General features: G+C 71.4%; 24 protein-coding genes. 20 read left to right on the top strand and 4 right to left on the bottom strand.

Going from position 1 to position 25,456, the window contains the following annotated elements; all coding sequences use genetic code 11:
* Positions 1–93: 93 nt before the first annotated feature.
* Both ACWCPY_RS16335 and ACWCPY_RS16330 read left to right on the top strand, forming a co-directional pair.
* A complete protein-coding gene (locus tag ACWCPY_RS16335) occupies positions 94–1,188 on the top strand; it encodes an ABC transporter permease (RefSeq protein ID WP_451265397.1) in 1,095 nt (364 codons plus the stop codon).
* Positions 1,185–1,865, top strand: coding sequence for an ABC transporter ATP-binding protein (locus ACWCPY_RS16330; RefSeq protein ID WP_451265395.1), 681 nt, complete (start codon positions 1,185–1,187; stop codon positions 1,863–1,865). Before ACWCPY_RS16335 ends, ACWCPY_RS16330 begins: the two co-directional genes overlap by 4 nt.
* A gap of 52 nt (positions 1,866–1,917) precedes the next feature.
* Here the strand turns inward: ACWCPY_RS16330 and ACWCPY_RS16325 are convergent, their stop codons facing one another.
* Positions 1,918–2,718: an IclR family transcriptional regulator gene (locus tag ACWCPY_RS16325; RefSeq protein WP_451265393.1), complete on the bottom strand. Its 801-nt coding sequence runs from the start codon at positions 2,716–2,718 to the stop codon at positions 1,918–1,920.
* A gap of 362 nt (positions 2,719–3,080) precedes the next feature.
* On the opposite strand from ACWCPY_RS16325, the gene allB reads away from it, so the two are divergent.
* From allB to ACWCPY_RS16310, 3 genes are all read left to right on the top strand, one after another.
* Positions 3,081–4,424, top strand: coding sequence for an allantoinase AllB (allB, locus tag ACWCPY_RS16320; RefSeq protein WP_451265391.1), 1,344 nt, complete (start codon positions 3,081–3,083; stop codon positions 4,422–4,424).
* Between the two features lie 2 nt (positions 4,425–4,426).
* Positions 4,427–5,542 carry an allantoicase gene (gene alc / locus ACWCPY_RS16315; RefSeq protein WP_451265389.1) on the top strand — a complete coding sequence of 372 codons (1,116 nt, stop codon included), beginning with the start codon at positions 4,427–4,429 and terminating at the stop codon, positions 5,540–5,542.
* Between the two features lie 301 nt (positions 5,543–5,843).
* On the top strand, positions 5,844–6,173 hold the full coding sequence (locus tag ACWCPY_RS16310; RefSeq protein ID WP_451265387.1) for a putative quinol monooxygenase: 330 nt from the start codon (positions 5,844–5,846) through the stop codon (positions 6,171–6,173).
* Positions 6,174–6,223: 50 nt separating this feature from the next.
* Here the strand turns inward: ACWCPY_RS16310 and ACWCPY_RS16305 are convergent, their stop codons facing one another.
* Positions 6,224–6,973 carry an SDR family NAD(P)-dependent oxidoreductase gene (locus ACWCPY_RS16305; RefSeq protein WP_451265385.1) on the bottom strand — a complete coding sequence of 250 codons (750 nt, stop codon included), beginning with the start codon at positions 6,971–6,973 and terminating at the stop codon, positions 6,224–6,226.
* Between the two features lie 345 nt (positions 6,974–7,318).
* Here ACWCPY_RS16305 and ACWCPY_RS16300 point away from each other — a divergent pair, with 345 nt between their 5' ends.
* The 4 genes from ACWCPY_RS16300 (at position 7,319) to ACWCPY_RS16285 (ending at position 11,630) form a co-directional block, all read left to right on the top strand.
* Positions 7,319–8,242, top strand: a complete 924-nt coding sequence (locus tag ACWCPY_RS16300; protein ID WP_451265383.1) for a DMT family transporter — start codon at positions 7,319–7,321, stop codon at positions 8,240–8,242.
* Positions 8,243–8,357: 115 nt separating this feature from the next.
* Complete coding sequence (locus ACWCPY_RS16295; protein ID WP_451265381.1) at positions 8,358–9,575, top strand: sensor histidine kinase; 1,218 nt, start codon at positions 8,358–8,360, stop codon at positions 9,573–9,575.
* Positions 9,576–9,644: 69 nt separating this feature from the next.
* Positions 9,645–10,370: a response regulator gene (locus ACWCPY_RS16290; protein WP_451265379.1), complete on the top strand. Its 726-nt coding sequence runs from the start codon at positions 9,645–9,647 to the stop codon at positions 10,368–10,370.
* 63 nt (positions 10,371–10,433) lie between these two features.
* Positions 10,434–11,630 carry a cytochrome P450 family protein gene (locus tag ACWCPY_RS16285; RefSeq protein WP_451265377.1) on the top strand — a complete coding sequence of 399 codons (1,197 nt, stop codon included), beginning with the start codon at positions 10,434–10,436 and terminating at the stop codon, positions 11,628–11,630.
* Positions 11,631–11,709: 79 nt separating this feature from the next.
* On the opposite strand, the gene ACWCPY_RS16280 is transcribed toward ACWCPY_RS16285, so the two are convergent.
* Positions 11,710–12,732 carry a Gfo/Idh/MocA family protein gene (locus ACWCPY_RS16280; RefSeq protein ID WP_451265375.1) on the bottom strand — a complete coding sequence of 341 codons (1,023 nt, stop codon included), beginning with the start codon at positions 12,730–12,732 and terminating at the stop codon, positions 11,710–11,712.
* A 138-nt stretch (positions 12,733–12,870) separates the two neighbouring features.
* On the opposite strand from ACWCPY_RS16280, the gene ACWCPY_RS16275 reads away from it, so the two are divergent.
* The 6 genes from ACWCPY_RS16275 to ACWCPY_RS16250 all read left to right on the top strand — a co-directional run bounded on the left by ACWCPY_RS16275 (position 12,871) and on the right by ACWCPY_RS16250 (position 18,622).
* Positions 12,871–13,629: a GntR family transcriptional regulator gene (locus ACWCPY_RS16275; protein WP_451265373.1), complete on the top strand. Its 759-nt coding sequence runs from the start codon at positions 12,871–12,873 to the stop codon at positions 13,627–13,629.
* 175 nt (positions 13,630–13,804) lie between these two features.
* Positions 13,805–14,815, top strand: coding sequence for a sugar ABC transporter substrate-binding protein (locus ACWCPY_RS16270; RefSeq protein WP_451265371.1), 1,011 nt, complete (start codon positions 13,805–13,807; stop codon positions 14,813–14,815).
* Positions 14,812–15,864 carry an ABC transporter permease gene (locus tag ACWCPY_RS16265; protein WP_451265369.1) on the top strand — a complete coding sequence of 351 codons (1,053 nt, stop codon included), beginning with the start codon at positions 14,812–14,814 and terminating at the stop codon, positions 15,862–15,864. The genes ACWCPY_RS16270 and ACWCPY_RS16265 overlap by 4 nt, the downstream gene beginning before the upstream one ends.
* Positions 15,861–16,721 (top strand): ATP-binding cassette domain-containing protein, encoded by an 861-nt coding sequence (locus ACWCPY_RS16260; protein WP_451265367.1) that lies wholly within the window; start codon positions 15,861–15,863, stop codon positions 16,719–16,721. The genes ACWCPY_RS16265 and ACWCPY_RS16260 overlap by 4 nt, the downstream gene beginning before the upstream one ends.
* 132 nt (positions 16,722–16,853) lie before the next feature.
* Positions 16,854–18,017 carry an ROK family glucokinase gene (locus ACWCPY_RS16255; protein ID WP_072486134.1) on the top strand — a complete coding sequence of 388 codons (1,164 nt, stop codon included), beginning with the start codon at positions 16,854–16,856 and terminating at the stop codon, positions 18,015–18,017.
* A gap of 14 nt (positions 18,018–18,031) precedes the next feature.
* Positions 18,032–18,622: a hypothetical protein gene (locus ACWCPY_RS16250; RefSeq protein ID WP_451265365.1), complete on the top strand. Its 591-nt coding sequence runs from the start codon at positions 18,032–18,034 to the stop codon at positions 18,620–18,622.
* Between the two features lie 57 nt (positions 18,623–18,679).
* Here ACWCPY_RS16250 and ACWCPY_RS16245 read toward each other — a convergent pair whose 3' ends face one another.
* The gene (locus ACWCPY_RS16245; RefSeq protein WP_451265363.1) at positions 18,680–19,627 is read right to left on the bottom strand and encodes a methionyl-tRNA formyltransferase; all 948 of its coding nucleotides are present in this window, start codon (positions 19,625–19,627) and stop codon (positions 18,680–18,682) included.
* Positions 19,628–19,872: 245 nt separating this feature from the next.
* On the opposite strand from ACWCPY_RS16245, the gene ACWCPY_RS16240 reads away from it, so the two are divergent.
* From ACWCPY_RS16240 to ACWCPY_RS16220, 5 genes are all read left to right on the top strand, one after another.
* Positions 19,873–21,225, top strand: coding sequence for a lysine N(6)-hydroxylase/L-ornithine N(5)-oxygenase family protein (locus ACWCPY_RS16240; protein WP_451265361.1), 1,353 nt, complete (start codon positions 19,873–19,875; stop codon positions 21,223–21,225).
* 11 nt (positions 21,226–21,236) lie between these two features.
* A complete protein-coding gene (locus ACWCPY_RS16235; RefSeq protein ID WP_451265359.1) occupies positions 21,237–22,295 on the top strand; it encodes a FecCD family ABC transporter permease in 1,059 nt (352 codons plus the stop codon).
* Positions 22,268–23,353 carry a FecCD family ABC transporter permease gene (locus ACWCPY_RS16230; protein ID WP_451265357.1) on the top strand — a complete coding sequence of 362 codons (1,086 nt, stop codon included), beginning with the start codon at positions 22,268–22,270 and terminating at the stop codon, positions 23,351–23,353. Before ACWCPY_RS16235 ends, ACWCPY_RS16230 begins: the two co-directional genes overlap by 28 nt.
* Positions 23,354–23,392: 39 nt before the next feature.
* A complete protein-coding gene (locus ACWCPY_RS16225; RefSeq protein WP_451265355.1) occupies positions 23,393–24,241 on the top strand; it encodes an ABC transporter ATP-binding protein in 849 nt (282 codons plus the stop codon).
* A gap of 153 nt (positions 24,242–24,394) precedes the next feature.
* Positions 24,395–25,444, top strand: coding sequence for an iron-siderophore ABC transporter substrate-binding protein (locus ACWCPY_RS16220; RefSeq protein ID WP_451265353.1), 1,050 nt, complete (start codon positions 24,395–24,397; stop codon positions 25,442–25,444).
* The last annotated feature ends 12 nt before the right edge of the window (positions 25,445–25,456 follow it).

Below are 25,456 nucleotides of genomic sequence, written 5' to 3'. Positions count from 1 at the left end.
CGCGGGCCGGCGGGGGCCGGTCAATCGAAAGGTTGATGTCGGGCCCCACCGCCGAGCGATGTTTCCGGCGGCCCCGACGACGAGGCTGGGGGCATGTTCGTCGCATGGAGAGATCTCCGGTTCGCCAAGGGCCGGTTCGCGCTCATGGGCACGGTCGTGGTGCTGATCACGCTGCTCGTGGGCCTGTTGTCCGGACTCACCGCCGGTCTGGCCCGGGAGAACACCTCGGCCGTCACCGGGCTGAACGCCGACCATCTGGCGTTCGCCGCCCCGCCCGACGGCCGGTCGGTGTCCTTCACCGACTCGTCCGTCGAGGAGAGCGCCTGGAAGAGCTGGGCGGAGCGGCCCGGTGTGAGCGGTGCGGAACCGCTCGGCATCCGTACGCTCAACGCCGCCGCCGTCCGGGGCGGGCACACCGCGGCGGTGTCCGCGTTCGGGGTCGAGCCCGGCGGGGGCCTGGCGCCCACCGATGGTGCGCGGGTCGGACCGGGGAAGGTGGTGCTGTCCGGGCAGGCCGCCGAGGACCTGGCGATCGGGACCGGTGACCGGCTGCGGCTCGGCTCCACCGAGGTCACCGTCGCGGCCGTCGCGGGCGACGCCTCGTACAGCCACACGCCCGTCGTGTGGACCTCGCTCGACGACTGGCAGCGGTTCGGCGGCGACGGGGAGGGCCGGGCCCGGCACGCCACGGTGATCGCCCTGACCACCACCGACGGCGCCGATCTCGGCGCGGGCGACAAGGCCGCCGGCACCAGCACGCTCTCCCTCGCCGACTCGCTCACCGCCATCGGCTCCTACCAGGCCGAGAACGGCTCGCTCCAGCTGATGCGCGGCTTCCTGTTCGCCATCTCCGCCCTGGTCATCGGCGCCTTCTTCACCGTCTGGACGATCCAGCGCAGCGGCGACGTCGCCGTGCTCAAGGCGCTCGGCGCCTCCACCGCGTACCTGCTGCGCGACGCACTCGGGCAGGCCGTCGTGATGCTCGCCATCGGTACGGGCGTGGGCACCGCGCTCGCCTCCGGACTCGGCGCCCTGATCAGCGGCGGGGCCGTGCCGTTCGTCCTCGACGCCGCGACCGTCCTGGTCCCGGCCGCCGTCATGATCGTCCTCGGTGCGCTCGGGGCGGCCCTGTCCATCCGGCGGATCACCGCCGTCGACCCGCTCACCGCACTCGGGAGTGCCCGATGACCCTCACCCTCGCCGACGTCACCCTCACCTACCCGGACGGCGACGGACGGCTCACCGCCCTCGACCGGATCTCGCTGGACGTGCCCGCGGGGACGCTCACCGCGGTCGTGGGGCCCTCCGGCTCCGGCAAGTCCAGCCTGCTCGCGGTGGCGGCGACCCTGGTGGCCCCGGACGAGGGCCGGGTGGTCGTCGCCGGCAGGGACACCACGGGCCTGGGCCGCGCGCAGCAGGCACAGCTGCGCCGGGAGCAGATCGGCATCGTCTTCCAGCAGCCCAATCTGCTGCCGTCGCTCACGGCGGCCGAACAGCTCCAGGTGATGACGCACCTCTCGGGCGGCGCGGTACGGGCGGCCCGCGGCCGGGCGATGGAACTGCTGGACGCGGTCGGCCTCGCGGACCACGCCGGACGCAGACCGCACCAGCTGTCGGGCGGACAGCGGCAGCGGATCAACATCGCGCGCGCCCTGATGAACGACCCGGCGGTGCTGCTGGTCGACGAACCGACCAGCGCGCTCGATCACGAACGCGGCGCGGCGGTGCTGGACCTGCTGGTCGCGCTGACCCGGGAACGGTCCACGGCGACGGTGCTGGTCACCCACGACCTGACCCATCTGGACCGGGCGGACCGCACGGTCCGGATGGACGACGGCCGCCTGACGGCGCCCGAACCGGTCTGAGAACGGGAGAGGGGGTGGGTGGCACCGGCCACCCACCCCCTCTCCCGTTGTCTCAGCCGGTGGAGCCGCTGCTCGCCAGCGCGTCGGAGAGTTCCTTCGCGGCCTGCTGGAGGATCGGCACGATCCGCTCGGTCGCCGCGTCCGTCACCCGGCCCGCCGGACCGGAGATCGAGATCGCCGCCGAGGTGGGGGAGTTCGGGACGGAGACCGCCAGGCAGCGGACCCCGATCTCCTGTTCGTTGTCGTCGACCGCGTAACCGACCCGGCGGACCTGCTCCAGCGCTTCGAGGAAGCCCTCGGGAGTGGTGATCGTCTTCTCGGTGGCGGCCGGCATTCCGGTACGGGCGAGCAGGGCGCGCACCTCCTCCGGGGGCGTGTGCGCCAGCAGTGCCTTGCCGACCCCGGTGGAGTGCGGGAGCACCCGGCGGCCCACCTCGGTGAACATGCGCATCGAGTGCTTGGACGGCACCTGCGCCACGTACACGATCTCGTCGCCGTCGAGCAGCGCCATGTTCGCGGTCTCGCCGGTCTCCTCGACCAGGCGGGCGAGGTAGGGGCGGGCCCAGGTTCCCAGGAGCCGGGACGCGGACTCGCCGAGCCGGATCAGCCGCGGGCCCAGCGCGTAGCGACGGTTGGGCTGCTGGCGCACGTATCCGCAGAGCACCAGCGTGCGCATCAGGCGGTGAATGGTCGGCAGCGGCAGCCCGCTGCTCGCGGAGAGTTCGCTCAGTCCGACCTCACCCCCCGCGTCCGCCATCCGCTCCAGCAGATCGAAGGCACGCTCAAGGGACTGCACACCACCGCTGGACGCGGCGGGCTTGGAGTCGGATGTGCTGGCGTGGGACGGCGGCACGTCAACGGTCCTTTCGAGGCGGAAGAGCTGGTGCCCCGCCCGGCGAGGCACCCAGCAGCCTACCGGGCGGTTCCCGGTCGGCGCACTGCTCCGGGTGCGGCGTCCTGGCCGGTCAGAGCCCGTTTGTCCCGGTGTCGGCAGTCGGCGGGGCAGTTCTGCGGGGCCGCACTGGTCCCATGTTACGTTCCGCTCTCCGAAATAGGTCTTTTACTTTGTGGAAATCTCCAGTTGTCGAGGCGGGGTGGCCCGCAGGGCGTCCGGCGAGGAGAGTGGGGTCTTGACGGGCCCGAATCACGAGTGAAGACTCCTTCAACAGTTCGTTGAATTCGTCAGCGTTCGAAAGTCCGAAGTGAGGAGCACGGGTGTCCGGTGCGGACGTGAAACTGGTACTGCGCTCGACGCGTGTGGTCACCCCGGACGGGACGCGCCCCGCAGCGGTGGCCGTCGCCGACGGGAGAATCGACGCCGTCCTGCCGTACGACGCCGAGGTGCCGGACGGCGCCCGGCTGGAGGACTTCGGTGACGACGTCCTGCTGCCCGGACTGGTGGACACACATGTCCATGTGAACGACCCGGGCCGCACGGAGTGGGAAGGCTTCTTCACCGCCACCCGCGCGGCGGCGGCGGGCGGCATCACCACCCTGCTCGACATGCCGCTCAACTCCCTCCCGCCGACCACCACCGTCGACCATCTGCGCACCAAGCAGCAGGTGGCCGCCCCCAAGGCGCACATCGACACCGGCTTCTGGGGCGGTGCGATCCCGTCCAACGTCAAGGACCTGCGGCCGCTGTACGAGGCCGGGGTGTTCGGCTTCAAGTGCTTCCTCTCGCCCTCCGGCGTGGAGGAGTTCCCGGAGCTCGACCAGGAGCAGCTGGCCCGCTCCATGGCGGAGATCGCCGGATTCGGCGGGCTGCTGATCGTGCACGCCGAGGACCCGCGCCACCTGGCCTCCGCCCCGCAGCGCAGCGGCCCCGCGTACGCCGACTTCCTCGCCTCCCGGCCGCGCGACGCCGAGAACACCGCGATCGAGGGCCTGATCGCGCACGCCAGGCGGCTGAACGCCCGCGTCCACGTCCTGCATCTGTCCTCCAGCGACGCCCTGCCGATGATCGCGGCCGCCAAGCGTGAGGGCGTACGGATCTCGGTGGAGTCCTGCCCGCACTTCCTCACCCTCACCGCCGAGGAGGTCCCGGACGGCGCCACGGAGTTCAAGTGCTGCCCGCCGATCCGCGAGGCCGCCAACCAGGACACGCTGTGGGAGGGGCTGGCCGACGGGACGATCGACTGCATCGTCTCCGACCACTCGCCGTGCACCACCGACCTCAAGACGCCGGACTTCGCCTCCGCCTGGGGCGGGATCTCCTCCCTCCAGCTGGGGCTGCCCGCCATCTGGACCGAGGCCAGGAAGCGCGGACACTCGCTCGACGACGTCGTCCGCTGGATGTCCGCCGCCCCCGCCGAACTGGCCGGGCTCACCCGGAAGGGCGCCATCGAGGCCGGCCGCGACGCGGACTTCGCGGTGCTCGCCCCCGACGACACGTTCACCGTCGACCCCGCCGAGCTCTTCCACCGCAACCAGGTCACCGCGTACGCCGGAAAGACCCTGTACGGCGTCGTGAAGTCGACGTGGCTGCGGGGCGAACGGATAGCGGCCGACGGCGCGGTCGCCGGACCCACCGGCCGACTCCTCGAAAGGAACCAGTGACCATGACGGCGACCGAGCGCTTCACCGGTGACGCGAGCCCGTACGGCGGCGGTGACCCGTACGCCGACTACCGCACCGCCGACTTCCCCTTCACCGGCCTCGTCGACCTCGCCGACCGGCGGCTCGGCGCGGGTGTGATCGCCGCCAACGACGAGTTCTTCGCCGAGCGCGAGAATCTGCTCAAGCCGGAGCCCGCCGAGTTCGACCCCGAGCGCTTCGGCCACAAGGGCAAGATCATGGACGGCTGGGAGACCCGCCGCCGCCGCGGTGCGAGCGCGGACGTGCCGCACCCGGCGGACGAGGACCACGACTGGGCGCTGGTACGGCTCGGCGTGCCCGGTATCGTCCGCGGCATCATCGTGGACACCGCCCACTTCCGCGGCAACTACCCGCAGGCGGTCTCCGTCGAGGCGGCCTGCGTGCCCGGCTCCCCGTCGCCCGAGGAACTCCTTGCGCCCGAGGTCAAGTGGACAACGCTCATACCCCGCACGGCGGTTGGCGGACACGCGGCCAACGGCTTCGTGGTCGCGGCCGAGCAGCGCATCACCCATCTGCGGGTCAACCAGCACCCCGACGGCGGAATAGCCCGCCTCCGGGTGTACGGCGAGGTCACCCCCGACCCCGCCTGGCTGGCCGCCCTCGGCACCTTCGACCTGGTCGCACTGGAGAACGGCGGCACGGTGGAGGACGCCTCCGACCGTTTCTACTCCCCGGCCACCAACACCATCCAGCCGGGCAGGTCCCGCAAGATGGACGACGGCTGGGAGACCCGCCGCCGGCGCGACCGGGGCAACGACTGGATCCGCTACCGGCTCGTCGAGCAGGCCGAGATCCGCGCCGTCGAGATCGACACCGCGTATCTGAAGGGCAACGCGGCGGGCTGGGCGAGCCTCTTTGCCTGTGACGGCGAGAACGGCGACTGGACCGAGGTGCTGCCCCGGACCCGGCTGCAGCCCGATACCGACCACCGCTTCGTCCTGCCGGAGGCGGTCCGGGCCACGCACATCCGGATCGACATCTTCCCGGACGGCGGGATCTCCCGGCTGCGGCTGTTCGGCTCGCCGACCGAGGAGGGCGCCGCACGGCTGACGGCCCGCCACCGCGAGCTGGGAGGCTAGGGCCTCCCGTTCGGATCACGCCGGGCTCGCGGGACCTGGCGCGCACTCCCTCAAGGCATTGAGGGCCGGGGGGATCCCCCTCCGCGTTGTCGTCACTCGCCGGGGCTCCGCCCCGACTCCCTCCTCCGCCTTGCGAGCGCACGCACCGGGTCCCGCTCCCCGATCCGGCCCGATCCGAACGAAAGACCCCGGTCTCCCGGCCGTATCGGACCCGGTCCGGACCAGGAGTCCGGGGCCGGGTCCGACGCCGTCCGGGTGTGCCCGATGGGTCCTGCTCCAGGGCATATGCGACCCTTGGCGCATGATCTTCATCGCCGTCAAGTTCACCGTCCGCAGCGAAGAGCGCGACAACTGGCTCCCGGCCGTCGAGCCCTTCACCCTCGCCACCCGGCAGGAGCCGGGCAACGTCTTCTTCGAGTGGTCGTACAGCGTCGAGAACCCCGACCAGTTCGTCCTCCTCGAGGCCTTCGCCTCCGCCGAGGCCGGTGCGGCCCATGTGAAGTCCGAGCACTTCGCCTCGGCCATGGACCTCATGGCGGATCTCGTCGCCGAGACCCCGGAGATCATCAACGTCGAGGTGCCGGGCGAGGGCTGGTCCCGGATGGCGGAGGTCACCCCGCGCCCGCGGTGACCCCGCGCCCGCGGTGACCCCGCACACCGCCGGGAGCGCGAAAGGGCCGGTCAGGCCGCGTGGCCGCCGTCCACCGTCACCTCAGTGCCGGTGATGTACGCCGCCTCGTCACTGGCCAAGTAGGCGATGAGCGAGGCCACTTCGTCCGTGGTGCCGAACCGGTCCAGGGCGGTCGCCGAGCGCTGGCCGTCGGCGAACGGGCCGTCGGCCGGGTTGAGATCCGTGTCGACCGGGCCCGGCTGCACCAGATTGACCGTGATGCCGCGCGGACCGAGCTCACGGGCGAGCGGCTTGGTGAGACCGGCCAGCGCCGACTTGCTCATCGCGTAGAGGGTGGAGCCGGGACCGCCCACGTACCGGCTCAGGGCCGTGCCGACGGAGACGATGCGGCCGCCGTGCTCCATCAGCCCCGCCGCCGCGCGGCAGGCCAGGAACACCGCCCGCACATTGACCGCGAGCACCCGGTCCACGTCGGCGGGGGTGAGGGTGTCGATGGGCCCGAGGACACCGATGCCCGCGTTGTTGACCAGGATGTCCAGCCGGCCGAGCGCGTCCGCCGCCCCCGCCACGGCCGCCGGGACCGCCTCCGGGTCGGCCGAGTCCACCCGCAGGGCGATGCCGCGTCGGCCGTACGAGCGGACCTTCTCGACGACCGTCAGAGCGGCCGCCTCGTCCTGTACGTACGTCAGTGCCACATCGACGCCGTCCCGGGCGAGCCGCAGGGCGGTCGCGGCGCCGATGCCCCGGCTGCCCCCGGTGACGAGTGCGGTCCGGGCCGTGCCGGTGATGGTGGTGCTCATGATGGAGTCCTCGCAGGTCGGTGATGTTCCGCCGGGCGCTTCGGCATGCGCCGTGCGCCTCGGTACGGACAAGGAAAGTCCTTCCGCCAGGCCGTCACCGGCGGGAATCGGACGCCGAAGCGGGGCGGCCGTCTCCTCCCGGAGGACGGACGGGGCGCGCGAGACCCCGGGCGGCGCCTCGACCCGCACCTGCCGGCCCGGGGGACCGGCACGGTTCGGGAGCTTCCCCCCTCGACGGCTGAGAGGGCTGTTCCGGACGGGGTGACGCCGGTACGGTGATCATTCCCCGTGCGAGCCGTCGAGGTCTCCGCATCGTCCTTGTGGAGAGCCAGGAGTACCCGCCAGGTGTCCTCGATCGCCGTGCCCGTCCTCGCCCCGTCCCGCCGTGCCTGGCTCACCGATCTGCCCGTGCTGCTCGTCGCGGCCGTGTGGGGTTCCAGCTATCTGGCGGCCAAGGGCATCACCACCGCCCAGACCGTCCTCGCCGTCCTCGTGCTGCGGTTCGCCGTCGTGCTGCCGGTGCTGGTGGTGGCCGGCCGGCGCAGGCTGCGGGCGCTCGGCGCGGCGCAGTGGCGGGGCGCCGGACTGCTGGGGCTCGTCCTCAGCGCGATCTTCCTCGTGGAGACGTACGGCGTCGTGCACACCTCGGCGACCAACGCCGGGCTCATCATCAGCCTCACCATGATCTTCACCCCGCTCGCCGAGGCCGCCGTGACCCGCGTCCGGCCGCCCAGGGCCTTCCTCGCCGCCGCGGCGCTCTCCGTCGCCGGTGTGGTGCTGCTGACCCAGGGCGGCGGATTCACCACCCCGTCCGTCGGCGACCTGCTGATGCTGGTCGCCGCCCTCGCCCGTACCGTCCATGTGCTGCTGATGGCCCGCATCAAGTCGGTGCAGGGGGCCGATTCGCTGTCGCTGACCACGGTCCAGCTCGGCAGCTCGGTCGCCGTCTTCGCCGTGCTCGCGGCCCTGCCCGGCACGGGGGAGGCGCCGTGGACCGTGGCCGCGGGATTCGGCGTCCGGGAGTGGGGCGGGCTGCTCTTCCTCTCCGTCTTCTGCACGCTCTTCGCCTTCTTCGTGCAGATGTGGTCGGTACGCCGCACCTCGCCGTCCCGGGTCAGCCTGCTGCTCGGCACGGAGCCGCTGTGGGCCGCCGCCGTGGGCATCGCGATCGGCGGCGAACGGCTCGGCGTGCTCGGCGCGGCCGGTGCGGTGCTCGTCCTGGCCGGTACCGCCTGGGGCCGCCGTGCGGTGACTCCGGCCGCTCCCTGAACCGGCCGGCGGCCTCCCGGCCCCGCCCGTCCGAAAGTCTCGTGTTCCGGGACTTTGGTCGCTGGACGCGTCCGGGTGGCCGGGGTCATCCGCCCGCCCTGGGTAGTTTTGTGGCATGACGCGTACGGAGTACCGCTGGCTGCTGCCCTCGGCGATGGCCGACCCCGAGCTGCCCGGCGACCGGCGCGGCCGCTCCCGGCGCACCGTGCGGGACTGGGTCGTCGACCTCACCGCCTTCCTCTGCGCGGCCCTGATCGCCATGCTCGCGGCGGCCGCGATCGAGGCCGACCCCACCACCCCCGACGGCGTCCTGTTCGCCGATGCCGTGATCGGGGCGCTGGCCTGCTGTGCCCTGTGGGTGCGGCGGCGGTGGCCGGTGGGCGTCGCGGTGACCCTGGTCCTGGTCGCCGCGGTCGAGCCGGTCTCGGCGGGGGCCATGCTCGTCGCACTGTTCGGTGTGGCGGTGCACCGCCCGTTCCGGCCCGTGGCGGCCATCGGGGCGCTCGCCCTGGTCCTCGCCCCCGTACAGCCGTATCTGCGCCCCGATCCGGACACCTCGTTCACCGGGGCCACGGTCGTCGGAGTGCTGCTGCCCCTGCTGGTGATCAGCTGGGGGATGGTCGTACGGTCCAGGCGCCAGCTCGTCGTCACCCTGCGCGAGCGTGCCCGCCGGGCCGAGACCGAGGCGGAGCTCCGCGCCGAACAGGCGCAGCGGCTGGCCCGCGAGGCCATCGCCCGCGAGATGCACGACGTCCTCGCCCACCGGCTGACCCTGCTCAGCGTCCACGCAGGCGCCCTCGAATTCCGCCCCGACGCACCCACCGCCGAGGTGGCCCGCGCGGCCGGGGTCATCCGGGACAGCGCGCACGAGGCACTCCAGGACCTCCGCGAGATCATCGGAGTCCTGCGCAGCCCCGGCGAGAGCGACGGCGACCGGCCGCAGCCCACCCTCGCCACCCTGGAGTCGCTGATCTCCGAGTCCCGGACGGCCGGCATGAAGGTCGTCCTCGACAACCGCGTCGTCGACTCCGACACGGTCCCCGCCGCCACCGGCCGCACCGTCTACCGCATCGCCCAGGAAGGCCTGACCAACGCCCGCAAGCACGCACCCGGCGCCGAGGTCACCGTCACGGTCACCGGCGTCCGGGGCGAGGGGCTCACCGTCGAGGTGTGCAATCCGGCGCCCACCGAACCCTTCGAGCAGGTCCCCGGTTCCGGCCAGGGCCTCATCGGCCTCACGGAGCGCGCCACCCTCGCCGGGGGCAGCCTCGACCACGGCCCGCGGCCGGACGGCGGCTTCCGCGTCCGGGCCTCGCTGCCGTGGCCGGCCTGAGCCTCGCACCGGCCCCCGGAACGACGGTCCCGGCACGTCGGTCGTCCCGGGCTGGCTACGGTTGTCGTCATGACCGCCCCCACCCCGATGGACCCCGCGGCCCGGCCCGTCCGGCTGCTCGTCGTCGACGACGACCCGCTCGTACGGGCCGGCCTGGCCCTGATGCTCGGCGGCGCCGACGACATCGACATCGTGGGGGAGGGGGCGGACGGCACGGAGGTCGCGGAGCTCGTCGACCGGCTGCGCCCCGACGTGGTGCTGATGGACATCCGGATGCCGGGCATGGACGGGTTGACCGCGACCGAGTCCCTGCGCGCCCGCCCCGACGCCCCCGAGGTCGTCGTCCTGACGACGTTCCACGCCGATGAACAGGTGCTGCGGGCCATCCGCGCCGGGGCGGCCGGATTCGTACTGAAGGACACCGCGCCGGCGCAGATCCTCGACTCGGTACGACGGGTCGCGGCCGGTGATCCGGTGCTCTCGCCGGCGGTGACGCGTCAGCTGATGGCCCGCGCGGCCGGGACCGGCCCCCGCGACGACCGGGCGGACCGGGCCGGCCGGGCACGACAGCGGATCGCCGCGCTCGCCGAGCGGGAACGCGAGGTCGCGCTCTCCGTCGCGCGCGGCCGTTCCAACGCCGAGATCGCCGCGACGCTCTATCTCAGCGTGGCGACCGTGAAGACGCAGGTCTCCCGGATCCTGGCCAGGTTCGGCTTCAACAACCGTGTCCAGATCGCGCTGTTGGTGCACGACGCGGGCCTGCTCGACGACGACGGCGCGGAGCCGGCGACATAGGCTGAACCGGCCGGGTCCGGAGCGGCCGGGCCGGGCAGCAGCCAGACCGGGAGGGGCGATCCCATGTCCGATGCCAGTGGCCGTGCCGAGGTCGATGTCGATCTGAGCGCGTTCGCGGACTTCACCGCGAACCCGTATCCGTACTACGAGAAGCTGCGCGCCGCGGGCCCGGTGCACACCGTGCGCACCGAGGAGTTCGAGCGCGTCTGGCTGGTGGTGGGATACGACGAGGCCCGCGCGACCCTCGCGGACCCGCGGTTCGCCAAGGACTGGCGGGGCCTGCCGGGCGCCCCCGTCGAGAGCGACCCCATCTTCCTCAACATGCTGGAGCTGGACGCGCCCCACCACACCCGGCTGCGCAAGCTCGTCGCCCGGGAGTTCACCGCCCGCCGGGTCGAGGCCCTGCGCCCGCGGGTCCAGCAGATCACCGACGAGCTCCTGGACGCGATGGTGCCCGCCGGGCGCGCCGATCTCGTCGACGCGCTCGCCTTCCCGCTGCCGATGACCGTCATCTGCGAGCTGATCGGTGTCCCGGACCTGGACCGCGGCGCCTTCCGCCGGCTGTCGCGCGGTGTCATCACCCCCGCCTCGCCGGAGCAGGAGTTCGAGGCGGTGCGCGCCATGAACGAGTACCTCCGCGAACTCATCGAGGACAAGCGCTGCTCGCCCGGCGAGGACCTGATGGGCGCCCTGGTCAGGACGCGCGACGAGGAGGGCGACGGTCTCTCGCCCGACGAACTGGTGGGCATGGCCTTCCTGCTGCTGGTCGCCGGACACGAGACCACGGTCAACCTGATCGCCAACGGGGTACGGGCGCTGCTCGACCACCCCGACCAGCTGGCGGCCCTGCGGGACGACCCGGAACTGATCGGCGGCGCGGTCGAGGAGATGCTGCGCTACGACGGTCCGGTGGAGAACGCCACGTTCCGCTATCCCCGTGAGCAGGTCGAGATCGGCCGGCGGGTCATTCCGGCGGGGGCCCCGGTCCTGGTGTCCCTGGCGGGCGCCGACCGGGACCGCGGACGCTACCCGGAACCGGACACCTTCGACATCCGCCGCGACACCCAGGGGCACCTGGCCTTCGGTCACGGCGTCCACTTCTGCGTGGGTGCGCCGCTGGCCCGGATGGAGGGCCGGATCGCGATCCGTACGCTGCTGGAGCGGTGCCCCTCCCTCGCGCCGGACGCGGCGGCCGGGGAGCTGGACTGGATTCCCGGGATGCTGATGCGCGGCGTGCGCGGGCTGCCCGTCCGCTGGTGAGCCGGCGGACTCCGTCATGACCGGACGTGACCCGCGGACGGCGCCGTCCGCCTGAACCGGGCGCCGGGCCCGTCGCCGGTCAGGCGACGGGCTGCGCCGCGCCCTCGGTGATCTCCGCGACCGTCACGGGGCGGCGCTCCCGGCGGGACACCTCGCACGCCTCCGCGACCAGCAGCGCGAACCACGCCTCCCGGCCGTCGCACGGATTGGGCAGCTCGCCCCGCACCACCCGTACGAACGCGTCCAGTTCGGCCTCGTACGCCGGGGTGAACCGCTCCAGGAAACCGGGCCAGGGGCTGGCGGGGGCCGACGGGCCCTGGGGCTCGGCCGAGGTGACCGGTGTGCGGCCGTCCAGGCCGACCGTGATCTGGTCCAGCTCGCCCGCCAGCTCCATCCGTACGTCGTAACCGGCGCCGTTGCAGCGGGTGGCCGCCGCGGTGGCCAGGGTGCCGTCGTCGAGGGTCAGCAGGACCGCCGCCGTGTCGACGTCGCCCGCCGCCCGGAACATCCCGGGCCCGGCGTCCGACCCGGCGGCGTACACCTCCGTCACCTCGCGGCCCGTCACCCACCGCAGCATGTCGAAGTCATGGACCAGGCAGTCCCGGTACAGCCCGCCGGAGAGCGGGAGGTACGCGGCGGGGGGCGGGGCGGGGTCCATCGTCACCGCCCGCACGGTGTGCAGCCTGCCCAGCGCACCGGCCCGCACGGCGTCGCGGGCCGCCCGGTAGCCCGCGTCGAACCGGCGCATGAAGCCCAGCTGGAGCACGCTCCCCGCCCGGTCGACCTCGCGCAGCGCGCCCAGGGTCCCCGGCAGGTCCAGGGCGATCGGCTTCTCGCAGAACGCCGGGATACCCGCCCGCGCCGCCCGGCCGATCAGCTCCGCGTGCGCCGAGGTGGCCGAGGCGATCACCACCGCGTCCACCCCCGCGCCGAACACCTCGGCGGCGCCCGGCACGGCCGTCGCGCCGGTGCGGTGCGCCACCTCGGCGGCCCGCGCCGCGTCGGTGTCCGTCACCACCAGGGCGTCCACCTCGGGATGGCGGGCCAGCACGCCCGCGTGGAAGGAACCGATCCGGCCGGTGCCGATGAGTCCGATGCGCATGGACCCCAACGTGCCGCCCAGCGGCTGCGCTGTCAACCATATGTCAGGACAATGTGTGGCTTGTTCGTTGGTCCTGCTGTCCGGACAACAGGACGACCGGACTACCGGAGGTTCTGACGTGAGGGTTACCCTCCACGCGTGTCCAAACCCACCACCGACCCCGCCGCACTTGAACTCGGCGTGGACCGCACCAGCCCGATCCCTCTCTACTTCCAGCTGGCCCAGCAGCTGGAGGCGGCCGTCGAGGAGGGCCGGCTCGCCCCCGGCAGCCTCCTCGGCAACGAGATCGAGCTCGCGGCCCGGCTCGGACTGTCCCGGCCCACGGTCCGCCAGGCCATCCAGTCGCTGGTCGACAAGGGGCTGATGGTCCGACGCCGCGGCGTCGGCACCCAGGTCGTGCACAGCACGGTCCGGCGCCCGCTCGAACTGAGCAGCCTCTACGACGATCTGGAGGCCGCGGGCGGGCACCCCACGACCCGCGTCCTGCGCAACACCGTCGAACCCGCCGGGCCCGGGACGGCCGAAGCCCTGGCGGTCGCCGAAGGCAGCGGCGTACACCTCGTCGAGCGGCTGCGGTACGCCCACGGCGAGCCGCTGGCCCTGCTGCGCAACCACCTGCCGCCCGGGATCGTCGACCTGGACACCGAACGGCTGGAGGCCACCGGCCTGTACCGGCTGCTGCGCGGCGCCGGGATCACCCTGCACAGCGCCCGCCAGACCGTCGGGGCCCGGCTCGCCACCGCCGACGAGGCGGCCGGGCTCGCCGAGACGGAGGGCGCCGCCCTGCTGACGATGGAGCGCACCACCTTCGACGACACCGGACGGGCCGTCGAGTTCGGCTCCCACATCTACCGGGCCTCGCGCTACAGCTTCGACTTCCAGCTGCTCGTACGCTGACGACGGCCGCACGCACCCGTCGGCGTCCCGTACGCCCCGGTGCCGACACACGCGTCCCGCCCCTGCCGGGCGGCGCCGCCGACCGCTCGGGGATACTTGGCCAGCCGGGCCGGGTGTGCACCATCGCCGGCCACTCCAAGCAGCACAGCGAGCAGCACAAGAAGGGCACGGCGTCGTGGCAAGGGTTCGGACAGGGGTACGTGCGATGGGCGCCGTGCTTGCGGCGGTGCTCGGGGTCTCCCTCGTGGGATGCAGCAGCACCGGTGGCAAGCGGGCGGAGGAACGCGCGGCCCGCGCCGCCGAGGGCCGGGCCGCGGTGGACACACCCCGCTGGACCTTCGCCATGGTCACCCACTCGGGCGACGGGGACACCTTCTGGGACATCGTCCAGCGCGGTGCCGAGCAGGCGGCCGTCAAGGACAACATCAAGTTCCTGTACTCGCACAACGACGAGGCGCAGCAGCAGGCCCAGCTCGTGCAGGCCGCCATCGACCAGAAGGTCGACGGGCTGGTCGTCACCCTCGCCAAGCCCGACGCCATGAAGGACGTCGTGGCCAAGGCCGTCAAGGCCGGAATCCCGGTGATCACGGTGAACTCGGGCTCCGCGGAGTCCAAGCGGTTCGGCGCGCTCACCCACATCGGCCAGGACGAGTCCATCGCGGGCGAGGCGGTCGGCGAGGAGCTCAACGCACGGGGCCGCAAGAAGGCGCTCTGCATCCTGCACGAGCAGGGCAACGTCGGTCACGAGCAGCGCTGCGCCGGAGCGAAGAAGACCTTCCACGGACAGCTGCAGAACCTGTACGTCGAGGGCACCAACATGCCCGACGTCCAGGCGTCCATCGAGGCCAAGCTCCAGGCCGACAAGAACATCGACGCGGTCGTCACTCTCGGCGCCCCGTTCGCGGACGCCGCCGTCAAGGCGAAGAAGACCGCGGGCAGCGAGGCCGAGATCGACACCTTCGACCTGAACGCGAAGGTCGCCACGGCCCTCCAGGACAAGACCCTCGGCTTCGCGGTCGACCAGCAGCCCTACCTCCAGGGGTACGAGGCGGTGGACCTGCTCTGGCTCTACCGCTACAACGGCAATGTGCTCGGTGGCGGCCGCCCGGTCCTCACCGGACCGCAGATCATCACCTCGAAGGACGCCGCCGAACTCGCCCAGTACACGAAGCGGGGGACCCGATGAGCACGATCGCCGGACCGTCGGCCCCGGCCGGGGCCGACGAGCGGCTGATGCGCACCTCACCGCTGCGCAGACTGCTCGGCCGCCCCGAACTCGGCTCGGTGGTCGGTGCCGCGGCCGTCTTCATCTTCTTCTCGGTCGTCGCCGACAGCTTCCTGCGCGCCTCCAGCCTCGGCACGGTGCTGTACGCGGCCTCGACGATCGGGATCATGGCCGCGCCGGTGGCGCTGCTGATGATCGGCGGCGAGTTCGACCTCTCCGCCGGTGTGCTGGTCACCAGCTCCGCGCTGATCTCGTCGATGTTCAGCTATCAGATGACCGCCAACGTCTGGGTCGGCGTCTTCGTGTCACTGCTGGTCACCCTGGCCATCGGGGCGTTCAACGGCTTCATGCTGACCCGCACCAAACTGCCGAGCTTCATCATCACGCTCGGTACGTTCCTGATGCTGACCGGCCTCAATCTGGGCTTCACCAAGCTGATCAGCGGAACCGTGTCCACCAAGTCCATCGGGGACATGGAGGGCTTCGACTCGGCCCGCAAGGTCTTCGCCTCGCAGTGGACCGTCGGCGGCGTCGAGTTCAAGGTCACCATCCTGTGGTGGGCCGTACTCGTCGCGATCGCCACCTGGATCCTGCTCCGCACCCGCTTCGGGAACTGGATCTTCGCCGTCGGCGGCGAGGCCGACGCGGCCCGCGCGGTCGGCGTCCCCGTGATCCGCACCAAGATCGGGCTCTACCTCGGGGTCGCCTTCGCCGCCTGGGTCTCCGGCCAGCACCTGCTGTTCTCGTTCGACGTGGTGCAGTCCGGCGAGGGCGTCGGCAACGAACTGATCTACATCATCGCGGCCGTCATCGGCGGCTGTCTGATCACCGGTGGCTACGGCTCCGCGATCGGCTCCGCGGTCGGTGCCTTCATCTTCGGCATGACCAGCAAGGGCATCGTGTACGCGGAGTGGAACCCGGACTGGTTCAAGTTCTTCCTCGGAGCCATGCTGCTCCTGGCCACCCTGCTCAACGCATGGGTACGCAAGCGCGCGGAGGCGACGAAATGACGGCCCCCAAGGCACCGGCCGGCCAGGAGGCGCCCCACCGGGCACTCGTCGAGCTGGACCACGTCAGCAAGTACTACGGCAACATCAAGGCACTGACGGACGTCTCGCTGGAGGTCCACGCGGGAGAGATCTCCTGCGTCCTCGGCGACAACGGCGCCGGCAAGTCCACCCTGATCAAGATCATCGCGGGGCTGCACCGGCACGACGCCGGGACCTTCCTCATCGACGGCGAGGAGACCACCCTCGCCAATCCGCGCGACGCCCTGGACCGCGGCATCGCCACGGTCTACCAGGACCTGGCCGTCGTCCCGCTGATGCCGGTCTGGCGCAACTTCTTCCTCGGCTCCGAGCCGACCACCGGCTCCGGCCCCTTCAAGCGCCTCGACGTACGGCTGATGCGCGAGACCACCCGCTCCGAGCTGCTGCGCATGGGCATCGACCTGCGCGACGTCGACCAGCCGATCGGCACCCTCTCCGGCGGCGAGCGCCAGTGCGTCGCCATCGCCCGGGCCGTCTACTTCGGCGCCAAGGTCCTCGTCCTGGACGAGCCCACCGCCGCGCTCGGCGTCAAGCAGTCCGGGGTCGTGCTGAAGTACGTCGCGGCCGCCCGCGACGCGGGTCTCGGCGTGGTCCTCATCACGCACAACCCGCACCACGCGTATCTGGTCGGTGACCGTTTCGTGCTGCTGAAGCGGGGCGCGATGTCCGGCAGCCACACCAGGGCGAGCGTCACGCTGGACGAGCTGACCCGCCAGATGGCGGGCGGCAGCGAGCTGGAGGAGCTCAGCCACGAGCTGGAACGGGCCCCCGCACCGACCCGTCTCGGCGGTCACCCGGCCCCCGGCAAGCCCGAGTAGCCCGGGCCGGCAGCGGCCCCGTACCCACCGGTCCGCCAGCCCCGGTGTCCGGGCAGTGGCAGAATCGAGGCCGACGGGCGCAGTCCGCCGCCGGGAGCACCGCCCCCGGCTCCCCCAGACCCCGCAGGGACGATGAGCACGTACCGCGACTTCACACACCGCGGCTCCGCCCGCGCCACCGTCCTGCGGACCGTGGGCACCCGGGAGCGGCGCTCGCACCTCACGGCCCCGCGGGTACCCACCGTCGGCATCGACATCGGCGGTACGAAGGTGATGGCGGGCGTCGTCGACGCGGACGGCAACATCCTGGAGCAGCTGCGCACCGAGACGCCGGACAAGTCCAAGAGCCCCAAGGTCGTCGAGGACACCATCGTCGAGCTGGTCCTGGACCTCTCCGACCGGCACGACGTGCACGCCGTCGGGATCGGCGCGGCCGGCTGGGTCGACGCGGACCGCTCCAAGGTGCTCTTCGCCCCGCACCTCGCCTGGCGCGACGAACCCCTGCGCGACGCCCTCGCCTCCCGCCTCGTCGTCCCCGTCATGGTCGACAACGACGCCAACACCGCCGCCTGGGCCGAGTGGCGCTTCGGGGCCGGCCGCGGCGAGGACCACCTCGTCATGATCACGCTCGGCACCGGCATCGGCGGCGCGATCCTGGAGGACGGCCAGGTCAAGCGCGGCAAGTACGGCGTCGCCGGTGAGTTCGGCCACATGCAGGTGGTGCCCGGCGGCCACCGCTGCCCGTGCGGGAACCGCGGCTGCTGGGAGCAGTACAGCTCCGGCAACGCGCTCGTCCGGGAGGCCAAGGAGCTGGCCGCCGCCGACTCCCCGGTGGCCCACGGAATCATCGAGCGGGTCAAGGGAAACATCCCCGACATCACCGGGCCGCTCATCACCGAACTGGCCCGCGAGGGCGACGCGATGTGCGTCGAGCTGCTCCAGGACATCGGCCAGTGGCTCGGCGTGGGCATCGCCAACCTGGCCGCCGCGCTCGACCCCTCCTGCTTCGTCATCGGGGGCGGTGTCAGCGCCGCCGACGATCTGCTCATCGGCCCCGCCAGGGACGCCTTCAAGCGCCATCTCACCGGCCGCGGCTACCGGCCCGAGGCCCGGATCGCCAAGGCACAGCTCGGCCCGGAGGCGGGTATGGTCGGCGCCGCGGACCTGGCCCGGCTGGTGGCCCGCAGATTCCGCCGTACCAACCGCCGCCGCGTCGAGCGGTACGAGCGGTACGCCCAGATCTACGACCAGGCCGCGAGCACCATCCGTAATACGCGCAACACCCGCACATCCTAGGGATCCCCAGACACATGACCGCCGCCGAGCACCCCGTCCTGCCGCGTCAGTCCTCGCCGCCCGACGACGGCCGGCCGCCGCAGGACCGGCGCCGGATGATCCGCCGCCGGCTGATCACGGCGACCATCATCGTGCTGCTCATCGGCATCCCGGCCGGCTATCTGCTGATCTCCGCCGGGCAGAGCCGCCGCTCCGGTCAGAACAAGGAGGCCGAGGCCTCCGCGCAGGGGCTCCGGGAGGGCTGGCCGTCCCGGATGCAGCGCCGGATCTTCGAGCTGCCGATGCCCGGCAACTCCCTGGACGTGCAGTACTACGAGACCAACAACTGGAAGGCCAGCCGTCTGTACGTGGAGTTCCGCACCACCTCCGCCGGGCTGGACCGCTTCCTGGGCCGGATGGGCAGCGGGCGCTCCGACCTGGAGACCGGCAAGGTGACCATCGGCGCCCGCGACCAGGAGATCTCGGGCTGGAAGTTCGGCCCCGGGGTCGAATGGGCGGGTACCAGGCACACCAACAAGAACCCCAGGCCCACCCAGGACATCACGGTGAACATGACCGATCCGATGAACCCCGTCGTCTACGTCGTGTCCGCCGCGACTCCCTGACCCGACCGGTCCCGGCCGGGTCAGGGGCTACCCCGGGACCAGGAGGGCGACGGTGCGTCAGGGGCGGTCGGTCAGGTAGCCGCCCATGGAGGTGAAGTACTCCGTCGCGGGCATCTCCCGGCCGTCCTCGGTACGTACGCGGGTGAGGGCCAGGCCGTGGTTGCGGCCGGTACGGGCGTCGGCTCCGGCGACGATCACCACGCCTTCGCCCTCGCGGTAGAAGATGCGGCCGGGCGTACCGCCGTAGCGGTTCTGGGACACCACCGCGGCGAGGACCTCCAGACGCCTGCCCCTGTGGAAGGTGAAGGCGCTGGGGTACGGCTCGGACTGGGCGCGGACCAGACGTTCGAGGTCCTGTGCCGGCCAGTTCCAGTCGATGCGGATGTCCTCGGCGGACCGCTTGTGGAAGAAGCTCGCCAGGGAGCGGTCCTGCTCGGTGAACTCCGTCTGCCCGCCGGCGATCAGGTCGAGTGCGCCGATGGTGACCGGGGCGATGAGACCGACGGTCTTGTGGAAGAGGTCGGTGGCGGTGTCCGCCGGACCGACCGGTACCGCCTCCTGGCGGACGATGTCGCCGGCGTCGAGCTCGTCGTCCATCATGTGCGCGGTGACGCCCACTTCGGACTCGCCGTTGATCAGGGCCCAGATCAGCGGGGAGAAACCGGCGTACTTCGGCAGCAGCGAATCGTGCACGTTCAGTGTGCCGTGGCGCGGGAGGCCGAAGATCCGCGGCGGGATCCACGTCCGCCAGTTGTTGGCCACGATGATGTCCGGGTCGGCCGCCTTGAGGCGCTCGAACAGCTCCTCGTCGTCAGGGCGGTTGCGGATCAGCACCGGGACGCCGTGCTCCTCGGCGAGATCGGCGACGGAGTCGCTCCAGATCTTCTCGTACGCGTGCTCGCTCTTGGGGTGCGTCACGACCAGAACCACCTGGTGCTCGGAGTCCAGGAGGGCTTGCAGGGTGCGGTGGCCCCAGGTCTGGTAACCGAACATGACGACCCGCATGGGGTTCCTCCTCAGGGCAGGGATAGACCGGCAGCAAGTAAAGCAAGGCTTACCTTAGTTTGCAACAGGGTTATTTCGGGCTGCGTTTGACGGTCCGTCAGTGCGTCGGTGCCGGATTGCCCTATCGACAACCCCGCATGATTAGCTTAGGCTCACCTAAGTTTGGTGGGCGACTCCGTCGGCGTGCCCGCCTCTCGTTCCTTCCCTACGCCTGACAGGCGACTTTCCCGCACGATGGGAGTGACATGTCACAGGTTCTTCCTGGCGACGCACCACTGGTCCACGACCTGATCGGGGTCGGCTTCGGCCCCTCCAATGTGGCCATGGCGATCGCGCTGAGCGAGCACAACTCAGGCGTCGGCAGGCAGGAGCCGGTCACCGCTCACTTCTTCGAGCAGCAGCCGGGATTCGGCTGGCACCGCGGCATGCTGATCGACGACGCGACCATGCAGGTCTCCTTCCTCAAGGACCTGGTGACGCTCCGGAACCCGGCCAGCGAGTTCAGCTTCCTCTGCTATCTGCAGAGCAAGGACCGGCTGATCGACTTCATCAACCACAAGAACCTCTTCCCGCTGCGGGTGGAGTTCCACGACTACTTCGAGTGGGCCGCGGCCAAGGTCGACGACATGGTCTCCTACGGCCACGAGGTCGTCTCCGTGACGCCCTTCGTCCACGACGGTGCCGTGGAGTACCTGGACGTGACCGTCCGGTCGGAGGAGGGGCTGGAGGTCCACCGGGCCCGCAACCTCGTCATCGGCACCGGGTTGCGCCCCCTCATGCCCGCGGGCGTCGAGCGCGGTGACCGCGTCTGGCACAACTCCGATCTGCTGCACAAGGTCGACGGGCTGGAGGGCGCCCCGCCCCGGCGGTTCGTGGTCGTGGGCGCCGGACAGAGCGCCGCCGAGAACGTCGCGTACCTGCACCGCCGCTTCCCCGGGGCCGAGGTCTGCGCGGTCTTCTCCCGCTACGGCTACAGCCCCGCCGACGACAGCAGCTTCGCCAACCGGATCTTCGACCCCGGGGCGGTCGACGACTACTTCAGCGCGCCCGACAGCGTCAAGAGCCGGCTGATGGCCTACCACGGCAACACCAACTACTCCGTGGTGGACATCGACCTGATCGACGACCTGTACCGGCAGATGTACCAGGAGAAGGTCCTGGGCACCGAACGGCTGCGCTTCCTCAACGTGTCCCGGGTCAACGGGGTGGAGGAGACGCCCGACGGCGTACGCGCCACCGTGAAGTCCCTGGTGACGGGCGAGGAGACGCAACTGGACGCCGATGTCGTGGTGTTCGCCACCGGCTACAGCCCCGCCGATCCCCTCGGCCTGCTCGGCGAGGTCGCCGACCGCTGCCTGCGCGACGACGAGGGCCGCGTCCGCGTCGAGCGCGACTACCGCGTCTCGACCGACCCCGAACTGCGCTGCGGCATCTACCTGCAGGGCGGCACGGAGCACACGCACGGCATCACGACGTCCCTGCTGTCCAACACCGCGATACGGGTCGGCGAGATCCTGGACTCGCTGCTCGACCGGGGCGTCAAGTCCGCCTCCGACGAGGCCCGGCCGGTCGCCGACGGCACCGGGACAAAGGGATAACGACCGCCGTCATGCGCACGACTGCAGTTGAGCGTCCCGCCCCCGGGGGGACAACAGGGGCCCGCCGACGGCGGCTTGTGGGTCTGCTCGCCCTCGTGGCGGTCCTCGTGGTCGCCGCCGCGGTGTCCCTGGCCGTCGGCGCCCGGGCGCTGAGTCCCGCCGAGGTCTGGCACGGACTGTTCGCGGCACCCGAGTCCGACCGGCGGCTCACCGAGATCCGGCTCATCGTGCAGACCGTGCGGGTGCCCCGGACGGTGCTCGCGATCGTCGCGGGCACCGCTCTGGGGGTCGCCGGTTCGCTGATCCAGGGCTACACCCGCAACCCGATCGCCGATACGGGCCTGCTGGGGGTGAACGCCGGCGCCTCGTTCGCCGTGGTGTCGGTGATCGCCGTGTTCGGCTTCGCCGACCCGTTCCAGTACGTCTGGTTCGCCTTCGTGGGGGCGGGGGTCGCCGGCATCGTCGTCTTCGGCCTGGCGAGCATCGGCCGGGGGGCGGGCAATCCGCTGACGCTCGCCCTGGCCGGGCAGGGGATCACGGTGTTCCTGGCGGCGATGACCACGGCGGTGGCGCTCTCCGACCAGAAGTCGCTGAACGCGCTGCGGTTCTGGAACGCGGGGTCCGTGGCCGGTGTCGGACTCGACGTCATCGGGCCGGTGACCGTCTTCGTCGCGGCCGGTCTGCTGCTGGCGCTGATCACCCTGCCGGCCCTCAATCTGCTCAATCTGGGCGACGACGTGGCGCGGGGGCTGGGCGTGAACATCGCGCTGAGCCGGACGATCGGCATCTGCGCCATCACCCTGCTGGCGGGCGCGGCCACGGCCGCCTGCGGCCCCATCGCGTTCCTCGGGCTCATGGTGGCCCACGTGGCCCGGTATCTGACCGGCCCGGACTACCGCTGGCTGGTGCCGTACGCGGGTCTGCTCGGCGCCGTCGTCCTGCTGGTCTGCGACGTCGTGGGACGTCTGGTGGTGCGGCCGGGCGAGTTGGACGCGGGAATCGTGGTCGCCCTTCTCGGCGCCCCGTTCTTCGCGATTCTGGTGTGGCGTGGAAAGTTCAGGAACGCGTGAACGGGAAAGAAGTGAACCCATCGGTGGCGCCGGGCGTACGGTTCGGCCCCGTGTCGTTCGTATGGCGGCCCTGGCCCGTCCTGGTCACGCTGCTGCTGCTGACGGCGACCTTCCTGGTGTTCTGCCTCTCCATCAGCGTCGGGGACTTCCCCATCGGTCTGTCCCGGGTGATCGCCACGATCCTCGGCCGGGGCGAACAGGTCGACGAGTTCGTGGTCATGGACCTGCGGATGCCGCGCGCCCTGGCCGGCCTCGTCGTGGGGGCCGCGCTGGGGATGTCCGGGGCGGTCACCCAGTCCGTGGCCCGCAATCCGCTCGCCAGCCCGGACATCCTGGGCATCACCGGGGGAGCCACTGCGGTCGCGGTCTTCCTGGTGACGGTGTCGGGCGGGACCGCCGCGGCGGTCGTCGGCTCGGTGGGCCTGCCCGCGGCGGCGCTCGCGGGCGGCCTCGGCACGGGGCTGCTGGTGTACTTCCTGGCCTGGCGGCGCGGGATCGACGGCTTCCGGCTCATCCTCATCGGCATCTCGGTGAGCGCGGTGATGGAGGCGATCACGACCTGGCTGCTGGTCTCGGCCGACATCAGGGACGTGGCCAGGGCCCAGGCGTGGCTGGTCGGTTCGCTGGACGACCGGTCGTGGGACCAGGTCGAGGTGGCGTTCTGGTGCACGCTCGTGCTCCTCGTCGTCATGGCCGCCGCCGCGTTCCAGTTCAGGCCGATGCACCTCGGCGACGAGGTCGCCGCAGGTCTGGGCGTCCGGTACACGCGGGTGCGAGCGCTCCTGCTGCTGTGCGCGGTCCTGCTGGCCGCGGTGGCGGTGAGCGCGGCGGGCCCCGTTCCGTTCGTCGCCCTGGTGGCGCCGCAGGTGGCGATGCGGCTGGCGAGGTTCCCGACGCCGCCGATGGTGGCCTCCGGCCTGGTGGGGGCGGTGCTGCTGATCGGCTCGGACCTGGTCGCGCGCACGGCGCTGCCGATCACCCTTCCGGTCGGTGTGGTCACCGCCGCGATCGGCGGCCCGTTCCTCGTCCATCTGCTGGTACGGGCGAACCTGAGGTAGACGGTGAATCAGCAAGGCGAATCCAGACAAGAGGTGCTTGTGGCCACTCAGTTCATCACCGAGGCGGGGACCGGGGCCGGGGCCGAGGAGGTCCCGCGGCTGGCGGCCAGGGGCGTCACGGTCGGGTACGGCGGCCGGACGGTCATCGACGGTCTCGACGTGGCGATCCCCCCGGGGGTGATCACCACGATCATCGGCCCCAACGGCTGTGGGAAGTCCACCCTGTTGCGTACCCTGACCCGGCTGCTCAAGCCGGACCACGGGACAGTCGTGCTGGACGGCGAGGACATCGGCCGGCTCAGGACCAGGGACGTGGCGAAGAAGCTCGGCCTGCTGCCGCAGGCGCCGGTCGCGCCGGAGGGGCTGACGGTGGCCGATCTGGTCGCCAGGGGGCGCCATCCGCACCAGAGCTGGCTGCGGCAGTGGTCCTCGGACGACGCCGGTGTGGTGGAGCGCGCCCTGGCCATGACCGGGGTCCTGGAACTGGCGGACCGTCCGGTCGACTCGCTGTCCGGCGGGCAGCGCCAGCGCGTCTGGATCTCGATGACCCTGGCCCAGGGCACCGACCTGCTGCTGCTGGACGAGCCGACCACCTATCTGGACCTGGCCCACGCGATCGACGTACTCGATCTGGTGGACGATCTGCACGAGTCGGGGTGCACCGTGGTCATGGTGCTCCACGACCTCAATCTGGCCACGCGCTACAGCGACAACCTCATCGTGATGCGGGCGGGATCCGTCCTGGCGCAGGGGCATCCACGTGATGTGATCACCGCCGAGTTGCTGGACGAGGCGTTCGGGCTGCGCGCCGCGGTGATCGACGATCCGGTGGGGGACCGGCCGCTCATCGTGCCGATCGGCCGTACGCACGTGCGCCTCGATCCGTAGGTTCTGCCGGGCACGGGAGCGGCCGAGGGCCCAACTCGTTCCCCATGGAGGAAAATTGCCTGGTTAGGCTAGGCTACCCTCACTTGTGCAAGGTAAGGTTTGGCTGCCCTTATTAAGAGGTGCAGTGGACAGCGTGAAAGCAAGGGATTCCGGATGCTTCTCCATCGAACGACGCTTGTGAAGCCCTGGCGGCGGGTGGCGGCGATGCTGTCCGCCACGGCCCTCGGTGTCGGTCTCCTCGCGGGATGCGGTTCCGACTCGGCGGACAAGAAGAGCGACGACACCCCGGCCGCGGCCGCCGGCGCGTTCCCGGTCACCGTGGAGCACGCGTTCGGATCCACGAAGATCACCAAGGCCCCCCGGCGCGTCGTCTCGGTGGGCTACACGGACGACCAGGCCATCCTGGCACTCGGCATCAAGCCGGTCGGCATGGTCGACCAGTACCCGAACCCGGCGGGCAAGTCCCCCGACATCAACACCCAGTGGCCCTGGGTGAAGGACAAGTGGGGCGACACCCGCCCCGAGGTCGTCATGAACAACGGTGACTCGGGCCCCAATTACGAGAAGATCGCCTCCCTGCGGCCGGACCTGATCATCGCGGTCTACTCCGAGATCGACCAGGCCGCCTACGACAAGCTCTCCAGGATCGCCCCGACGGTGGGCCGCACCAAGGGTGAGAAGGAGCCCTTCAGCGCGCCCTGGCAGGACAACGCGGTGCACATCGCCAAGGCGCTCGGCAAGGAGAAGGAGGGCACCCGGCTGGTCGAGGGCATCCAGACCAAGCTCGACGCGGCCAAGAAGGCGCACCCCGAGTTCGCGAACCAGACCGCCGTGGCGCTGTCCTGGTACAAGGATGCCGTCGGGCCGTTCACCTCGACCGATGTGCGCGGACGACTGGTGACGGGCACCGGCTTCAAGTACCAGACCAGGATCGACGAGATCGCGGACGGCAAGTTCTTCACCACGCTGTCCCCCGAACGCATCGACCTGATCGACGTCGACCGCATCTTCGTCATCAACGACAAGACGGACACCCGGGCGCTGAAGAAGTTCGAGCTGTTCGCCAACCTGCCCGCCGTCAAGAACGGCAAGGTCTCGTACCTGCTGGACAGCGAGGGTCCGGCGGTCGGCGCGGCCATGTCCCAGGGCACCCTGCTGTCGTTGCCCTACGCGATCGACGAACTCGTCAAGTCGGTCGACTAGACATGCCGATCG

This window comes from Streptomyces sp. NPDC002403 (assembly GCF_053593015.1).
The sequence above is the reverse complement of the archived record's forward strand: the minus strand, read 5'-3'. Positions and strand labels throughout refer to the sequence as shown.

Excerpts from the sequence above, each read along its gene's own strand:
- ACWCPY_RS16335 (WP_451265397.1), top strand. The coding sequence starts at position 94 with ATGTTCGTCGCATGGAGAGATCTCCGGTTCGCCAAGGGCCGGTTCGCG.
- ACWCPY_RS16330 (WP_451265395.1), top strand. The coding sequence starts at position 1,185 with ATGACCCTCACCCTCGCCGACGTCACCCTCACCTACCCGGACGGCGAC.
- alc (WP_451265389.1), top strand. The coding sequence starts at position 4,427 with ATGACGGCGACCGAGCGCTTCACCGGTGACGCGAGCCCGTACGGCGGC.
- ACWCPY_RS16310 (WP_451265387.1), top strand. The coding sequence starts at position 5,844 with ATGATCTTCATCGCCGTCAAGTTCACCGTCCGCAGCGAAGAGCGCGAC.
- ACWCPY_RS16305 (WP_451265385.1), bottom strand. The coding sequence starts at position 6,973 with ATGAGCACCACCATCACCGGCACGGCCCGGACCGCACTCGTCACCGGG.
- ACWCPY_RS16295 (WP_451265381.1), top strand. The coding sequence starts at position 8,358 with ATGACGCGTACGGAGTACCGCTGGCTGCTGCCCTCGGCGATGGCCGAC.
- ACWCPY_RS16290 (WP_451265379.1), top strand. The coding sequence starts at position 9,645 with ATGACCGCCCCCACCCCGATGGACCCCGCGGCCCGGCCCGTCCGGCTG.
- ACWCPY_RS16285 (WP_451265377.1), top strand. The coding sequence starts at position 10,434 with ATGTCCGATGCCAGTGGCCGTGCCGAGGTCGATGTCGATCTGAGCGCG.
- ACWCPY_RS16280 (WP_451265375.1), bottom strand. The coding sequence starts at position 12,732 with ATGCGCATCGGACTCATCGGCACCGGCCGGATCGGTTCCTTCCACGCG.
- ACWCPY_RS16265 (WP_451265369.1), top strand. The coding sequence starts at position 14,812 with ATGAGCACGATCGCCGGACCGTCGGCCCCGGCCGGGGCCGACGAGCGG.
- ACWCPY_RS16260 (WP_451265367.1), top strand. The coding sequence starts at position 15,861 with ATGACGGCCCCCAAGGCACCGGCCGGCCAGGAGGCGCCCCACCGGGCA.
- ACWCPY_RS16255 (WP_072486134.1), top strand. The coding sequence starts at position 16,854 with ATGAGCACGTACCGCGACTTCACACACCGCGGCTCCGCCCGCGCCACC.
- ACWCPY_RS16250 (WP_451265365.1), top strand. The coding sequence starts at position 18,032 with ATGACCGCCGCCGAGCACCCCGTCCTGCCGCGTCAGTCCTCGCCGCCC.
- ACWCPY_RS16245 (WP_451265363.1), bottom strand. The coding sequence starts at position 19,627 with ATGCGGGTCGTCATGTTCGGTTACCAGACCTGGGGCCACCGCACCCTG.
- ACWCPY_RS16240 (WP_451265361.1), top strand. The coding sequence starts at position 19,873 with ATGTCACAGGTTCTTCCTGGCGACGCACCACTGGTCCACGACCTGATC.
- ACWCPY_RS16235 (WP_451265359.1), top strand. The coding sequence starts at position 21,237 with ATGCGCACGACTGCAGTTGAGCGTCCCGCCCCCGGGGGGACAACAGGG.
- ACWCPY_RS16220 (WP_451265353.1), top strand. The coding sequence starts at position 24,395 with ATGCTTCTCCATCGAACGACGCTTGTGAAGCCCTGGCGGCGGGTGGCG.